Below are 16,001 nucleotides of genomic sequence, written 5' to 3' on the forward strand. Positions count from 1 at the left end.
AGATACTCCTTTATAATGACTCGGATTTATTTGTCGCAATTTCCATATATAATAGACTGAACATTACTAAAACTGCGCCAGCCCAAGCAGAAAGCGTCATCACTTCGCCCAAAGCAAAAACTGAGATGATGCAACCAGAAGCAGGCTCCATAGCCAGAATGACTCCAACTCTGTTAGATGGTACATATTTTTGACAGATGGACTGGAGCAGAAAAGCCGCTGCACTGCAGAAAAGTCCAAGAAAAACGATGGTTCCCAATTGGAACGCAGAGGCACCTTCATATTTGAACGCGCCAGTGAATAAAGCGATTAAAGTTCCCCAAAGGGCGACAAAGCTCATAAGCAGAGTTGTGAACAACGTTGGATCCATTTTTTCTCGCTTTGATACGCGATCGAGAAAAATAATATGTAGAGAACCTCCAATGGCTGCCAGTACGCAGAGGGCGTCTCCTAGATTGAGACCAAAACTCCCCATATCAGGTGCATAACTAAGCAGAAACATACCAATCATACAGATTGCCACGCTGATGAGTACGATTTTTGTTAGGTGTAGCCGATAGATAATTAAATTGAGAATAGGTACGATGACAAAAGAAAGACAAGTGAAAAAGGAGGCTCGCACTGAGGTGGTATATTTGATTCCTAAAGTTGCAAAAACATACATAGAGGTGATACAGAAGGACAGTAGAAAAGCATATTTCAGAATATCCTTGCTGAAGTTCTTAAAGTGTTTGTGAAAAATGACAGTCATAGCTACGGCCGCTACTAAAAATCTGATAGATACGGTATAAAACGTAGGGCAGGTTTCTACAATTTTGGTCAGAGGGTAACTGATCCCCCACAATAGGGCTGCGACAAGAAGCCCCAGTACAGATAATAGTTCTGTTTTTCTGTCATTCATTTAATCTTCTCCTTTTTCTGTATTATGGCGAGCTGAATGCCAGCCCCCCGAATCTCAAAATTCAAGTTCATTTCGCTGTCCACATCATCTAAATGAACATTGGCATAGGGCTGAGTGCACAAGAGTTTGAGCCAGTTGTCTGGCAGGTTGTTCCTTTCTGGAAAATCAAGCTGCGCCATATATTCGAAAATGGTATTCTCACTTGAAAGAGAATATTTGATCACTTGATATTGACCAGGCGTCAGCTTTAAATTAAAGTCAAGATTCATCTCATCTTTAAAATCGTGAATCACGTCATTGGTTTCATAGACGCTCGCGTTTCTCGAACAAAGTCTGTCTATGTCGTCACTGGTGTTGCATACCATCAAAAGATAGACTGGCTGTCCGTTATGAACGGATCTGACGACACAGTAGTATTTACTCCAGTAAAGCAGGTCCCCTTTTAACCCTCCAAGAAAACGATAGGCATAATAGGAAGGCTTGTGAAGTATATTGGAGGTCAGGCAGGAAGGACATCCCTTGAGGATGATCCGCTCGTCACCGGGATCTCTTAATCGGAAGGCGATATATTCATCATTTGATAAAAAATGCTCCTTAAAAACGTGAAAAAACGCTGCGATGGAATCATATCCGTAAGCAGAGGATAACTTCAAACCGCTTTGCGGCACGATCTGTGTGATAAATCCCTTTTCACTGAGTTTACGAGCTAAATCCTCAGCCTCATCTTTTTTTGAAACGGCGATATTGACGACTTTTACACTCAGATCTTCTAAGGTTTTAAACAAGTCACAATCCATCACTGCAAAATCCTCCATAGTAATGGTGACTTCAAGGTTGTGATCAATCTGTCTGATTGCTTCTTTACCCAGATCTATATCGATATTTAGTTGAAGCTGCCCGACGGCCTGCGGGCTGTTTTCACGTCCGCTGACGGCTGATAGACAATGTCTGATTAGATTGACTGCCACATTCATTGAAAGCTGTTCCAGTTTGGCCTCGCGATAAGGACTCAAAATCATCGGCAGATATTTTGCCCTATGCTCCTCTGGCGTCAATTTAAACCATTTTGTAAAAGAATTCTCATAATATGAGGTAGTGGAAAATCCAGCGTCGCGGGCAACGGCGCTGATTTTTTTATCTGTTTCCAACAGATCGATTTCAGACATTTCCACTCTGGCAAAGCTGAGAAACTCTCGGAAATTCATGCCGGTGTATTCTCTGATCAGATGTGAAAGATAAAAGGTGCTCAGATGTTCCATGTCGGCTAAGTCATCCAGAGTGATGTGGCTGGCATAATTTTCGTAGATGTAGGTTATGATGCGACTGATTCGTTCCACTGTAACCGGGTTGTCATTCTTGAAATTGACGACTACTTGATCTTCAAAGGCAAACAAGTTGAAATTTTCATTCAGATATTTGATAACCTCTACCATTCTGTAAGTACAGGCCGATTTGTAGTTGAAACTTTTCTTTACATAATCGATGAGAATCTGGAGAAGCATCTTACGCAGATTGTCCAGTTTTAAATATAGATCCTTATTGACATAGGTTCGGTAACAGGCTTTATTGAGAGTGGGGAAATATTGCGTAAAGAATCGATTGCTCACTTGAATAATCGCCACCACGTTATCCTGATCGGTGGCGGTTAGAGAATGCACTTCGTGACCGCTGTTGGTAAAGATGTCTCCGTCTTTGAGCAGATAGTCGCAATAGCCGTTTTTAAGCCAGATTTCGCCTCTAAGGACATAGACGAATTCAATATCCTGATGATAATGTATCGGATACTCATTCACCTTGGCAATTCTGATATTGATTGGAAAATCATCCAAATAAGCTGTTTTTTCAAATAACATAATTCATCACCATCCATCTTCAGTATAACTTAAATCAGGAGCAAAAAGCAAAAAGGATATGCATTATGTTAGCAATAAAATGATAGTTTATAGCAAAATAATTATTGTGGCAGGGACGTTTAGAATCTACAATGAAGCATATAGGTAGATAATTTAAAAAATTCTGACGAGAGGAAGATGCGAATATGGAGAAGAAAAAAATATTGCTGCCAGACGGTTCCTATCTGCCGAAGATCGGACAGGGAACCTGGCAAATGGGAGAAGACGATACAGCATACAGCCGCGAAATCGATGGTCTGCGCCATGGGCTTGAGATTGGCATGAATCTGATTGATACGGCAGAAATGTATGCGGACGGCAAGGCGGAAAACATCGCAGGACGTGCCATCGAAAAGTTTAACCGGAAGGATGTCTATCTTTTGAGCAAGGTGTATCCGCAGAATGCGAACAGGCATCATATCTACAGCAGTCTGGAAAGAACCCTGAAGCTTCTGGGGACGGAGTATCTCGACATGTATCTGCTACACTGGAGAGAGGACGCTGATTTAGCAGAGGTGGCTTATTGCATGGAAGATTTGAAGGATCAGGGCAAGATCAAAAGATGGGGTGTATCAAACTTTGATGTAACGGACATGGAGGACTTGTGGAAAGTGCCAGATGGTAATCAGTGCTGTGTCAACGAGGTGCTGTATAATCTAGGGGCAAGGGGCATCGAATATGACCTTCTGCAGTGGCAGAGAGAAAGAGGCGTTCCTTTTATCGCTTACGGTCCGGTGGGGCAGGCGGGAGCTATGACAACTCAGGATGGCGTGTCAAAGGCGGCGTTGATGACAGATGAAAATGTAATAGAGGTCGCAAAAAAACATGGCATTTCTGTGGTACAGCTGCTTCTTTCATTTGTACTGCGACTTGAGGATATGGCGGCAATCCCCAAAGCAGTGGGTTTTGACCACATAGAGGAAAATGCCGCCGCGGCAAAAGTTACCTTGAGCGAAGAAGACCTGGAGCAGCTTTCGAGGTCTTTCCCATCGCCAACCGAAAAAGTTACCATGGAAAAATATTAAAAGGAGGTTTTCAAAATGTTAAATGAGAGATTACAGAGAATGAGAAATAAACTCTGGGATTCCAGGCCCTGCATTACAGCGGAGAGGGTAGTTCTCGCTACGGAGGCCTATAAAAAGTTTGCAGGAGATGCCATCCCTGTTTTCAGAGCAGAGGTCGTGAATTATATTATGGAACATATGACCACTTTGATCATGGAAGACGAATTGATAGTCGGAACCCCGACGAACAAGTACAGGGGTGCCAATCTGCATCCGGAATTTCAGTCCAGTTCCTGGTATATCAGCGATATCGACGATTTTCCAGTGCGGACGAAAGACCCTTATGACGTATCGCCAGAGGATAGGGAGCAGATTCTCGAAACCTTGAAGTACTGGGAAGGCAAGTCGATGGAGGATTATTCCAAGACGATATTGCCTCCCCATATTGAAGAATGTATTCAGGACGACATCATCACCGTAGGCCTTAGAAACGGTGTATCGGGAGAGACCACCTGCGATCACGAAAAGGTCTTGACCGTAGGCCTTGCAGGCTATATGAAGGAGTGCAGAGAGAACATCGCAAATACTGCAGGCGACTGCCACGAAGATCAGGAAAAAATCAATTATTGGCGGGCGTGCATCATTCAATGTCAGGGCTTGATCACCTATGCGCAAAGAATGGCGGAAGAGGCAGAAAAACAGGCGGCGGAATGCAAAGACGAAAAGCGTAAGAAAGAACTAATTACCATTGCAGAAAACTGCAGGGTGGTTCCGGAAAATCCACCGCAGACGTTCCAGCAGGCACTGCAGTTGGTATGGTTCGTCCATGTAGCATTTCATATTGAAGTATGCACTACGGCGTGTGGATTCGGACGCTTTGACCAGTACATGTGGCCATACTACGAAAAAGACATCAAGGGAGGCAGGATCACAGAGGAAGAAGCCCTAGAAATGCTGGAATGTTTTTACCTGAAGGCTTGCGAGGTATACGAGGTCAGAGATAAATGGTATGCCACCTCTTTTGCCGGATACCCGATGTGGGAAATTCTTGTAGTCGGAGGACAGACCCCGGATGGGAAAGACGCTACCAATGATTTATCCTATCTCTGCCTGGAAGCGGCAAACCAACTGAAGACTACCCAGCCTGTCATGGCGGTGCGCATCTGGGACGGATCGCCAGAAGAATTGATCCGCAAAGGATGTAAAATGATTCAGGAAGGACAGGCAAACCCGGGATTCTTTAGCGATAAAGCAGCTATGAAGATGACACTGGGCAAGGGATGCACCATAGAAGAAGCAAGAGACTGGACTATCGTGGGCTGTATTCAGCCGGGACCAGGAGGAGGAACCACCGATGGCTCTCCAGATGCAGGTTATGTGAATATGGGAAAGATGCTGGAGTTTGTTCTTCATAACGGTGTAGATCCAGAAACGGGAAAACTGATGGGACTTCAGACTGGAGATCCGAGGGACTTTAAGGATATTGAAGAATTCAAGGAAGCACTCAAGAAGCAGATTCTTCACCACTATGAACTGGTCGCCAAAGGCTATCGCATCATGCAGAGTGTACATATGACCAAATATCCTGTCATTTTTGCATCCATGGTGACCAAGGGCTGTGTAGAAAGTGGAAAATCTGTGCAGCACGGCGGCGCAAAGTACTCTACAGCAGGGTTGTTTGTTACCGGCGCTGCTAATATGGCTGATTCTATCGTGGCTATTGAAAAATGTGTCTATGAAGAGAAAGATATCACCATGGATCAGCTGATCAAAGCACTTGACCATAACTTTGAAGGGGAGGAGAGAATGCGCCAGCTGCTGCTTAACAAGCCGGAGAAATTTGGCAATGACCATGCTCATGTGGATTCTGTATATAGAGAGATGATGCACTTTATTGCAGATCACGTACAGACCTGGCCTGACGCAAGGGGCGGAGTCTTCTCTTTTAATGTACATTCCCAGACTGTAAACGTTTCTCACGGCGCAGTATGCGGCGCACTGCCTGATGGAAGACTGGCAGGCGAACCTTTCTGCGACAACGCGTCACCGATGATGGGACGCGATATAAGCGGGCCGACAGCCACTGTTAAATCTGTAGCGTCTATGGGGCAGGGAGATTTCCACGACGGAGCCTTGTTCAATCTCCGTTTTGATCCAAAAGGCGTAGAGGGAGAAAAGGGACTTGCCAGTATTGAAGGTGTCATCAAGACCTATTTTGATCATGGCGGTGAACATATCCAGATCAACGTAGTCGATACAGAAACACTAAAGGATGCGCAGGTTCATCCAGAGAAGCACAAGGGGCTGATGGTTCGCGTGGCAGGATATATGGCGTATTTCACAGAGCTGGATAAGAGTGCGCAGGATACGATCATCTGGAGAACCGCGCACTTCGAGAACGCCAGATAGGGAGAAGTCAATGGAAAGAAAACCGTTACAAGCGCTGGTGGGTGCAATCCAGAAGTTTTCTACAGAGGACGGCCCTGGCATCAGAACGACAGTATTTTTAAAAGGCTGTCCGTTGCACTGCCTCTGGTGCCATAACCCGGAACTGATCGACTTTGAGCAGCAGGTTATACAGATGCCGAATAGCTGTATCAAGTGTGGTTTCTGCGTTCGCCACTGTCACAAAGAAGCGGTGTTTATAAATGCCGAGGGTGAAATTGACATCAATCGGAAGAGATGTGACAAATGCATGGAGTGCGTTACAAACTGCTATGCGCAGGCGCTCCAGCCTGTCGCAAGGCTGATGACTGTGGCAGACGTCATATATGAGGTGGAGCAGGACAAGGGCTTTTACGATAACACTGGAGGCGGCATGACCATCAGCGGCGGAGAGATGCTGGCACAGCCGGATTTTGTCGAGGCACTGATTCGAGATGCTGCGGACAGAGACATCAAAGTCTGTCTCGATACGTCGGGATTTGGCGACGGAGATTGCCTGGAGGCTCTTGCCCGCATGGACAACGTCACTCATGTGCTTTATGACATGAAGTCCATGGATGATGCAATTCATCAGAAATATGTCGGCTGCAGCAACAACGCCATTCTGGAAAATCTGATAAGGCTGGCCTGTGTTCCGGAAATAAACAGCAAGATTCAGATGCGGATGCCTTTGATTGACGGCATCAATGATACATGGGAGACGATAAAAGCGACGGCCGCGTTTTATCGGGCGAATCACCTTACAAGGTTGACATTGCTCCCTTATCACAACCTGGGAATTTCAAAGCAAAAGCATATCGGCAGAAAGCCGCAGGCATTTAACACGCCAACTGACGAATATGTGGACGAAATCAAAGCCTTTTTTGAGGAAAAGGCAGAAATGGAAGTAGAGATATTGGGAAGAATTTAATGCAACATTTGTTATTAACTTGTTTACTGAAAGGAGATTTCTTATGAGTAAGACAGCTGAGAAAAAGAACGAACAGCAGCTCCACCGCGGACTAAAACGGCGTCATCTGCAGATGATTGCCATTGGCGGCTCTATCGGCACAGGGCTGTTTCTGGCAATGGGCGGGACAATCAGAGACGCAGGGCCTGGCGGCGCTATGGTTGGCTATGCGATTATGGGTATTGTTGTCTACTGCATGATGACCGCTCTTGGAGAGATGGCCACCAGATATCCCGTCCCGGGCGCTTTCACTGCCTACGCAAACCGCTTTGTTGATAAAGCTTGGGGATTTACCAATGGATGGTCTTATTGGTTTGGCTCGTCTATGACCGTAGCGGCAGAATTAATTGCTGGCGCAATTATAGTAAAATACTGGTTTCCAGGCTCTAACTCCAGCCTTTGGGCGCTGTTATTCCTGACAGTTCTGCTTGCTCTCAATTTATTTACAGTAAAGGGCTTTGGAGAGGGCGAATTCTGGTTCGCAGGAATCAAGGTCGTGGTTACTGTCATATTTTTGATCGTGGGCGTGCTGATGATCATTGGCATTATGAATTCTGGTGAAGACGCAGGCTTCCACAACTGGACGCTTGATGCGGGAGAGGATGGCAAGGCCCCGTTCCTCAACGGTTTTGGAGGCATTGTGGGAATCCTTATGGTTGCTGCGTTTTCCTTCTCTAATACAGAATTGGTCGGACTATCGGCAGCAGAATCAGAAAATCCGAAGGACGACGTACCAAGGGCCATTCGCAGTGTCTTTTGGAGGCTGATGATCTTCTATCTGGGGACTATCTTTGTCGTAGCAACACTGATTCCTTTTACAGAGCCGTCACTTTTAGATGCGGCAGAAGACAATGTCGCTGCTTCACCTTTTACCATCATCTTTAGAAATGCAGGATTTGCTGCTGCTGCTTCGTTGATGAACGCTGTCATTTTGACATCAGTTTTGTCCTGTGGCAATTCGTCCATGTATGCTGCATCTAGAACGATGCAGCACATGGCGGAAAGCGGAGATGCTCCAAAATTTTTTGCAAAAATCAGCAAGAATGGCGTACCGGTAAGATCTGTACTGTTGACTGCTGCTATTGCTGCTACCGCCTTCGTTGCTTCCCTCATCGGAGATGGTGTCGCTTACACAGCAGCTTATTACCTATGCGGAATCGCAGGCGTTTACAACTGGCTTACTATCAGCGTGGCTCATTACAGATTCAGGAAAGGCTGGGTCAAACAGGGGCATACTCTGGACGAGTTGGAATATAAATCGCCGTTCTTTCCTTATGGATCCTGGTTCTGCATCATCATCTGTATTGCTGTTTGCTTTGGCGCCAACTGGTGGGTATTTACTGACTTCAATTGGTTCGACTTCTTGACCTGTTATGCCATCATACCAATTTCTATTCTCATGTTCCTCGTATATAAGAAGAAGAGAGGAAGCGTCTGGGTCAAGTATGAAGATATGGATCTTTCTCAGCCAGAGGATATAGAAGAAGCGAGAAAGCACATGTCCGGTATGGAATAAATAATTTCATTGCAATTGCGCATAGCTAGAAAATCTTTGCCATGCGCAATTGTGCTGAAATAATCAATTATTTAACGTTGGGATTGTCGCACTAAGGCTGATGAGCTAGCGCCAGACCCAGACCTTGTCATTGATGAATCACTTCAAAAGGCGTAAAGTATCCAACAAACAAATACTTTGTGCCATTTTTCGTTAATGTGAGAGACCCAATTTAAAAAATACAGAATTAAGGCTATTTTGGTGCAGTCCATACGTAGGAAAAAGTATCAGCGCGCTAAAACTCACCGGTTGAGAAATTGTCAAGGCAGGCGATTATTCACAATAACTTTTCTTAATCCAGGCAGTGGAAACATCCATAGCGGCGCGGCAGGCTTTTGTTTGATCCAGGGCATTCAGCATGACGAAATCGTGGATCATAGCCTGAAAACGGATGGCGGTAACTGGTACACCGGCACTGCGCAGCTTGCGGGCATAAGCTTCTCCCTCGTCGCGGAGAACATCTGCTTCGCCATTTAAAATCATGGCAGCAGGCAGCCCTTGCAGCTGTTCTACTGTGGCATCTAAAGGGGAGGCGGTAATCTGATTTCTCATTTTGCAGTCGGGCAGATATTGGTTCCAGAACCACTCCATGCCCGCACGATAGAGATAATAACCGATGCCGAATTCTTTATAAGATGACGTATCAAAACAGGCGTCGGTCACAGGATAGTACAGCAGCTGCCTGTTGATACATGGACCCTGACGGAACTTCGCCATGATGGTAAGCGCTGTGGCGATGTTGCCGCCTGCGCTGTCCCCGGCAATTACCAGCTTATTTAAATCTGCGTTTAAGTCCATTCTCTCTAGTAATTCACCCAGACAGCATAGAACAAAGTAACATTGTTCCAGCGCTACAGGATAATGGACTTCCGGGGAACGGGAATATTCAGGGAATACGACGATACTGCCCGTTCTCGCGGCCAGTTCGCGAACTAGCTTTTCATGGGTGTGGAGACTGCCGAAGACCCAGCCCGCGCCATGTATGTATAAGATCACATGTCTTTTTTCCTCACAACTTTCAGGTACGATGAAGTTCACTGGGATTTTGCCATACCTTCCCGTATTTACTTCTGTGGTAAAAATGGAAGAGGGATACATGTCTATGGGCGTATCCTGGACTTTGTCTAAAACTTTTCTTCCTTCTTCTGGCGGAAGTTGGAAGATGAATGGCGGTTTGCTGTTTTCAATACAGACTTCTAGGGCTTCCTTTTCTAAAGAAATTCTTTTTATCATAATGATATCACTCCTATTTCATTTGGCTCCAGATTATTAGGGAGCTTTTGTTATAACATAGGAAATATCGTCTGAAGGACGTATTTCCACGTTTTTTATTGTATGCGCTTTCATCAAAATCTGTTTGCATCATGTGCATCGGTACCCCAAAAATATGTTAAAGTTAGTATCATCAAAAAGGTAGAGAAAGAAATTGCGAAAAGGAGGAGAGGAAAATGGAAGTGAAACACATCTCAGGAGATCCACTGTATATAGAGCAGCAGCTTCAGATTTTGCTGACAGACGGATGGGAAATCATCGATGTTGCAACCAACGTTTATCAGAGCAGTGGCGGACTTCGCACGGAGACTACAGCGTACTTGAAGAAAACTACAGCTTAGAAAATTTCGCTGAATGACAGCGATAACAACAGAAGCAGTCAGCCCTTAGCCAGTCGAACATCGCCTTCAGGCTCGTTCTCTTGGAGGGTGGTTGCATAAGGTCTCCCCAACAATTTGTTTCACAAATTGGGGCGAGAACCATTAAGGAGGAAACATGGAAAAAGATATGAGAATGCAGCCCATCATGCTTCCAAAATACAGATATGACGAAGTGAATCTAAAATATAAAGAAGCAAAGGCGGAAATTGAGAAGCTGAAAGCTTTGATGGAGGCAAAGGACAGTGAAATCAAAGTCCTTCGCAGAGAGCTAACGCAGCTTCGGGAAAATTTTGACCATGCACTCATGGACTTACAGGTAAAGGAGACATTTGTGGAAGGCGGTATCGTCAAAGAGCAGTACGAAGCCATCATTCCAAAGATGACCTGCAAAAACACAGAAAAAATTGCACTGGCAAAAGCCATCGTGCAGCTAATCAAAGATCAACAGAAAGAAAGAGGTAATTAAAAATGGCAATCAGTACAACAGGAACATATTTAACAGTCAAAGGCGAAGGTTTATCAAGTGATATCAAAGTTTACATCAAATCCTTCCCGGATCTGGGCGCAGCACCGGCGGCAATTGAAGTGACCACTCTGGCAGACGAAGCGCAGGTTTTCATCCCGGGCAAAAAGGGCATGGCTGCCATGGAATTCGTGGCCAACTATGACGCAGCGGTCTTTGCTGATTTGACGGCAGCAGAAGGCAAGGAACTGACTTATACACTGAACATCGGAGCTGATAATTACGAGTTTCGCGGACAGCATACGGCAATTATCGTAGCCGGTGCTCTCAATGCGGCAGTTGACATGAAAGTGGTGGCAATTCCTTCCTCAAGGGTAGCAAAAGCAGTTGCACCATCCGCTTAAGGGATAAAACAATTACATTGACAGGCGGAGGCGGCATTTGGCCGCCTTTGCCTTATTAAAAAAGGAGTAGAAGAATGATTATTAATGATAGAGAATATGTATTGCCTGAACTTGATTTTAACGCCATGTGCCAGTTGGAAGACATGGGTATCGCTTTGACCGATATGGACAAAAAAGTGCTGACAACAGTTAGAGGGTTTTTGGCTTTGGCGATGAACGGCGATGATCAGCGTGCTGGTAAAGAACTGGAAGCACATCTGTCAAAAGGAGGCTCTCTGGATCAGATGCTTCAGGAAATCAACAAGGCGGTAGAGGGCAGCGGTTTTTTTCGAGGGCTCAGCCAGAGCACGCAGAAGAGCAATGGATAGAGCCAGAAAACGCAGGAAGACGCGAACCAGTCTTTGACAGTATAAGACAGCTCATAGAGGACTCTTACCTTCCGATGGCGCTGAGAATGGGTGTGGACTATTGTCTGTTCTGGCAGTTGAACCCCAGAAAGTTGCAGCCTTTTGTCAAAGCCTATCAGGCGGAGCAAAAGGAACAGCTTGAGCGGGCAAATTATGCAGCATGGCTCAGCGGCATCTACGTGACCCACGCTGTCGCTGCATCTCTGGGTGAAAACGCCAGATATCCGGAAAAGCCCATTGATCTTTATGAGACAGAGGACGATCTGGAGAGTCGGAAAGCACAGGAAGCAGAACTGTTTTCTGCCTATGTGGACATGTTCAACAAAAACTTTGATGCAGATAGGTGATGGATAGGGCTTCACTGTTCTGCCCGGGAACGACTCCTGATTTTGTCATGGCGTTACGCGAAACCTTTAGAATAGCATCAAAAAACCTAACTTTCTTATAAAAAATGCCTGCCGCATACCCCTGTTCTCTATATGCTGGCGAAAGATTCTCTTTACAAGAGCTTATGGACATTTTCAAAAACGCATCGAAAAGGAAGCATCAGTCATTAAACTGGTGCTTTTTAAATGGGGATAAGAGAATGAGGCGTGGCAGTATTACCAAAATCTATCGTAACAGTTTTGGAACGTGTGCGGTTCATAAGAAAATCACAGAGCTTTCAGTGATACGACACAGTTAGGAGGCTAAACCACTTGCCTGAAACTTTATAACAAGGTAAAATATAAATAGAAGCGAGGAGGGGAATTTTTATGAGTGATGATAAGAAGACAGAGAAGAAGATAGCAAAAAGGAGAGAAGACATTCTTTTTTGGTTGAAGGCAGCAGAAAAATATGCAAATCAATATAAGCAGGCTACTGATGAAAAAAAGAGAGCAAAGTGTGGAAAGAGTTTGCAGAGTGCAAAGGAAAGCATACAGTTTGCAGTCAACGCAGTCATTGACCTTGGAGGCAGTATTGATGATATCCCAGAAACCCTGTCCAGGGAGCGACTTGAAATTTGGAATGAAATGTTTGGGAATGCAGATTCTGATGATATTGCCATTGATAAAGAGATTCGGCGGATCAAAAAGTTGCTCAACGAGGATTTAAAAGAGGCTATGGAAAAGTACGCCTATGACCCGGAGGAGCCAATTGAAGAGAAAAGGAAGAACAAACTTTTCTATCAAGAGCACGCCATTGGACTAACGCTTAAGCATAGCAGCCGAAAGACAATGGCATCGGGAACGCCAAATAAGGCATACAATGACTGCTGGAACTATGACAGGGATTATGAAACTACGAAGGATAAGTATTTTTCTAAGGAAGAACAGGATTTAATCATAAACTGTCTGCGTTCCCACCAGGAAGAGGCGGCATACCTTTCAGAGAAACGTGCATGGATGGGAAGATTAGGAGAATCCTTATGCAAGACTGCAGAGAAGATCGGCGAGTGGGGGGACATCACGTCAGCCAGGGTACTAGCACAGGGACTGAGCAAGGAGATATTCCAGCAAACAGTAACTGAAATCGAAGGGAAACTTCCGAAAGACGAACTGAAGAAACGGGCGGATGAGATGACAAGGAGATATATTCGGTTCATATCTGACACACAGGAACTGGAGGAAGCAATGATACAAGAAAAGGAAAGTGAGATTGAGGCTGAGAAACTGCTGGCTGAACTGAGAGGTTCGACTGAAGGCGCACAGATGCTGCTATCGGGAAGAGAACGCAGACAGGTAGAACAATGGATGGAGATTGCAGAAAGCGAGGTGGAAGGGCAGAACATCCTGGCCTACGAACTTCTGTGTGAGAAGCTGGGGAAGGAAAGAGCAAAGTTCATCTTACTCTGCAAAGCTGACCCGGATCTGGAGACGAGGAAAGAAGCCTTGACTTCATACAGTTTTGAGGAATTGGGGCTGTAAAGAACTAACAATAGAATGAAAATATGGACAGAAGCATCAGCAATAGTACTGATGCTTTTTTTATGGAAATAAAGGAGGTGGGGCCTATGAGAGTTAAACAATAAAAGAAATTGTAACTGGATAAATATGAAAGGAGTTAAAATGAAAGATAATGTTAAAGCACTTTCACAAGGGCTAATAGACATAGGAGGAAGTCTAAGTGAAATTACGAAAGCAGCATCAGAAGCATCAGAAGGCTTAGCAGGAACTTTGGAGATAATTAGCAGTGTAATCGCTGAATTACCGAATATAAAAGATGCGGCACATGATGTAAGGAAAACATTTAGAGATATGAACCTGATTATAGGTGATAGTGAGTTTATAGAAAACTTCGCAAAAAGTGTAACCACCAATGTGGGGAAAATAGGTGAATCATTAACTGACTTTAAAGCGAGTGGCTTTAATGTAAAAGACACAATAGCAGCTCTCTGCGATTCTGGGCGCGAAAAGTTTAATGGTTTATTACAAGGAGTAAAAAAATTCGGAGAAGGTGCAAAAGATCACTTTTCTAACCTCAAAGACACCATCTCTAACTTCAGCTTCTCTGACCTAAAGGAAAAAATAAAAAACCTCCCTCAGACCATGAGTGAAGCCATGGGCAAACTGGGTAACACCCTTTCCACCCATGCAGGTTCTATCGGCTCAACAGCAGGAAAGCTCTTGTCCGGCGGCCTCATTGCAGGTGTCGCCCTGGCTGCGGCAGCTTTAGTCGGACTGGTGGCAGCCTTCAAGCATCTGATGGAGTCCAACGAAGAATTCAGAGAAAAGATAGAGACGGCGTGGTCAAAGGTGACGGAGGCCTTCGAGCCGGTCATCGAAGCCTTTGGCAGACTGAAGGAAGCACTCTTTGGAGAGGACAGCGGTGAGACGCCGCCTTTGGTCGATGCCATTTTGGAAGGCGCCCTCAACATCATAGACTGTATAGCCGAAGCGGCGGAACTGATCTCAGAAATCGTGTCCGGCGTTTTTGATTTTTTGACAGAACTATGGATGGAACACGGCGAAGCTATCTCGGAATTTATATCCGGAACCATAGAGACCATAACCGAAATTATCAGCGGCATTATCGACATCGTCAGCGGTATCATCGATGTCATCGTCGGCTTCTTCACAGGAGACGGCAATCGGATTTCCAGCGGCGTCAGCGAGATGTGGGACGGCGTTACCGCCATCTTCTCCGCAGCTTGGGACATCATCAAAGAGATTTTTTCCGTAGTGGTGGATTTCTTTGCTGGTATATGGAGCGGCATCAAAGAAGCCTTTGCCAGCGCGGCAGAGTGGTTCGGCAAAATTTTCCGTTCCGCATGGAAAGGCATTTCTAATGCCTTCGAAGCAGCGGTGGACTTCTTCAGCGGCATCTGGAAGGGAATTTCCAAGGTGTTCAGCAGTGTCAGCAGCTTCTTTAAATCGAGATTCTCGGCGGCATGGACGGCGGTCAAAAACGTCTTTTCAGGCGTGGGCAGCTTTTTCAGCGGCATCTGGAGTACCATCAAAAAGACCTTCACCAACATCGGAACCAGCATCGGCAACGCCATCGGCGGCGCATTCAAGAAGGTGGTCAATTCCATCATCGGCTTTGCCCAGAATACCATCAACGGCTTTATCAGCGCCATCAACGGGGCCATCAAACTGATCAACAAGATACCGGGCGTTACAATCGGACTCATATCAAAACTGAGCATTCCTCGCCTGGCAGCAGGAGGTCTGGTAGATGCAGGGCAGATGTTTGTAGCCAGAGAAGCGGGTCCCGAGCTGGTGGGCAGCTTTGGCAGCAGAGCCGCTGTCATGAACAACGATCAGATCGTGACCTCCGTATCCAAAGGCGTATACGAAGCCGTCAAAGCCGCCATGTCAGGCAGCGACGGAAACTACACCTTCAATATTGTCAACAAGCTGGACGGCAGAGAAATCGGCAGACAGGTTGTTAACTATCACAACGGCATTGTAAAGCAGACCGGGGCTTCACCGCTGCTGGTGTAAAGGAGGAAACTATGAATATTTTAAGAATGAGAAAAATCGGAGCTGACCAATGGACAGAGGTGGAAAACCCTATGTCCCTGCAGTGGAGCCTGAGCGACCTCGACAGTGAGGACGGCAACGGCAGAAACCAGATGGGAGAAACTTTCAAGGACAGAATCACGCAGAAAAGACAATTGAGCTGCACCTGGGCGGCCATGGAAGGAGAGAAGATGAAAACCCTTCTCTCCTGCCTCAACGACAATTTCTTTGAACTGGAGTACCCAGATGCGCTGACCGGAAAACGAGAGGCTTCTGTCTTCTACGTCTCATCAAAGCAGACGCCTATGTACCGCTTTGATCCGAAATCTGATCAGTGGCTGTGGACCGGGCTGTCGGCCACACTGGTAGAAAGGTAAGGTGGACC

The 16,001-nt window shown here is 45.7% G+C and carries 15 protein-coding genes; 12 read left to right on the top strand and 3 right to left on the bottom strand.

Annotation, left to right across the window (positions count from 1 at the left end; translation table 11 throughout):
• Positions 1 to 10: 10 nt before the first annotated feature.
• Both ACMQ5W_RS05030 and ACMQ5W_RS05035 read right to left on the bottom strand, forming a co-directional pair.
• Positions 11 to 901 carry a DMT family transporter gene (locus ACMQ5W_RS05030; protein ID WP_419023906.1) on the bottom strand — a complete coding sequence of 297 codons (891 nt, stop codon included), beginning with the start codon at positions 899 to 901 and terminating at the stop codon, positions 11 to 13.
• Entirely contained in the window at positions 898 to 2,754 is a 1,857-nt protein-coding gene (locus tag ACMQ5W_RS05035; protein ID WP_419023907.1) for a helix-turn-helix domain-containing protein, read from the bottom strand. The genes ACMQ5W_RS05030 and ACMQ5W_RS05035 overlap by 4 nt, the downstream gene beginning before the upstream one ends.
• Positions 2,755 to 2,939: 185 nt before the next feature.
• Here ACMQ5W_RS05035 and ACMQ5W_RS05040 point away from each other — a divergent pair, with 185 nt between their 5' ends.
• From ACMQ5W_RS05040 to ACMQ5W_RS05055, 4 genes are read left to right on the top strand one after another with little or no spacing between them, the layout of a single operon-like run.
• The gene (locus ACMQ5W_RS05040; RefSeq protein ID WP_419023909.1) at positions 2,940 to 3,818 is read left to right on the top strand and encodes an aldo/keto reductase; all 879 of its coding nucleotides are present in this window, start codon (positions 2,940 to 2,942) and stop codon (positions 3,816 to 3,818) included.
• Between the two features lie 15 nt (positions 3,819 to 3,833).
• A complete protein-coding gene (locus ACMQ5W_RS05045; RefSeq protein ID WP_419023911.1) occupies positions 3,834 to 6,206 on the top strand; it encodes a glycyl radical protein in 2,373 nt (790 codons plus the stop codon).
• Between the two features lie 10 nt (positions 6,207 to 6,216).
• On the top strand, positions 6,217 to 7,152 hold the full coding sequence (locus ACMQ5W_RS05050) for a glycyl-radical enzyme activating protein (RefSeq protein WP_419023913.1): 936 nt from the start codon (positions 6,217 to 6,219) through the stop codon (positions 7,150 to 7,152).
• A 43-nt stretch (positions 7,153 to 7,195) separates the two neighbouring features.
• Entirely contained in the window at positions 7,196 to 8,707 is a 1,512-nt protein-coding gene (locus ACMQ5W_RS05055; RefSeq protein ID WP_419023915.1) for an amino acid permease, read from the top strand.
• 312 nt (positions 8,708 to 9,019) lie between these two features.
• Here ACMQ5W_RS05055 and ACMQ5W_RS05060 read toward each other — a convergent pair whose 3' ends face one another.
• Positions 9,020 to 9,979, bottom strand: a complete 960-nt coding sequence (locus ACMQ5W_RS05060) for an alpha/beta hydrolase (RefSeq protein ID WP_419023916.1) — start codon at positions 9,977 to 9,979, stop codon at positions 9,020 to 9,022.
• A gap of 215 nt (positions 9,980 to 10,194) precedes the next feature.
• Here ACMQ5W_RS05060 and ACMQ5W_RS05065 point away from each other — a divergent pair, with 215 nt between their 5' ends.
• The 8 genes from ACMQ5W_RS05065 to ACMQ5W_RS05100 all read left to right on the top strand — a co-directional run bounded on the left by ACMQ5W_RS05065 (position 10,195) and on the right by ACMQ5W_RS05100 (position 15,993).
• Positions 10,195 to 10,359, top strand: a complete 165-nt coding sequence (locus ACMQ5W_RS05065; RefSeq protein WP_419023918.1) for a hypothetical protein — start codon at positions 10,195 to 10,197, stop codon at positions 10,357 to 10,359.
• 154 nt (positions 10,360 to 10,513) lie between these two features.
• A complete protein-coding gene (locus ACMQ5W_RS05070; protein ID WP_419023919.1) occupies positions 10,514 to 10,864 on the top strand; it encodes a hypothetical protein in 351 nt (116 codons plus the stop codon).
• Between the two features lie 2 nt (positions 10,865 to 10,866).
• The gene (locus ACMQ5W_RS05075; RefSeq protein ID WP_419023921.1) at positions 10,867 to 11,265 is read left to right on the top strand and encodes a hypothetical protein; all 399 of its coding nucleotides are present in this window, start codon (positions 10,867 to 10,869) and stop codon (positions 11,263 to 11,265) included.
• Between the two features lie 74 nt (positions 11,266 to 11,339).
• Positions 11,340 to 11,633 carry a hypothetical protein gene (locus tag ACMQ5W_RS05080; RefSeq protein ID WP_148493051.1) on the top strand — a complete coding sequence of 98 codons (294 nt, stop codon included), beginning with the start codon at positions 11,340 to 11,342 and terminating at the stop codon, positions 11,631 to 11,633.
• 74 nt (positions 11,634 to 11,707) lie between these two features.
• Positions 11,708 to 12,019 carry a hypothetical protein gene (locus ACMQ5W_RS05085; RefSeq protein WP_419023923.1) on the top strand — a complete coding sequence of 104 codons (312 nt, stop codon included), beginning with the start codon at positions 11,708 to 11,710 and terminating at the stop codon, positions 12,017 to 12,019.
• Between the two features lie 408 nt (positions 12,020 to 12,427).
• Positions 12,428 to 13,579, top strand: coding sequence for a hypothetical protein (locus ACMQ5W_RS05090; RefSeq protein ID WP_419023925.1), 1,152 nt, complete (start codon positions 12,428 to 12,430; stop codon positions 13,577 to 13,579).
• Between the two features lie 141 nt (positions 13,580 to 13,720).
• Complete coding sequence (locus ACMQ5W_RS05095) at positions 13,721 to 15,598, top strand: phage tail protein (protein WP_419023927.1); 1,878 nt, start codon at positions 13,721 to 13,723, stop codon at positions 15,596 to 15,598.
• Between the two features lie 11 nt (positions 15,599 to 15,609).
• Positions 15,610 to 15,993 carry a hypothetical protein gene (locus ACMQ5W_RS05100; RefSeq protein ID WP_419023928.1) on the top strand — a complete coding sequence of 128 codons (384 nt, stop codon included), beginning with the start codon at positions 15,610 to 15,612 and terminating at the stop codon, positions 15,991 to 15,993.
• Positions 15,994 to 16,001: the final 8 nt, after the last annotated feature.

The organism is Emergencia sp. (assembly GCF_048465375.1).
GTDB lineage: Bacteria > Bacillota > Clostridia > Peptostreptococcales > Anaerovoracaceae > Senimuribacter.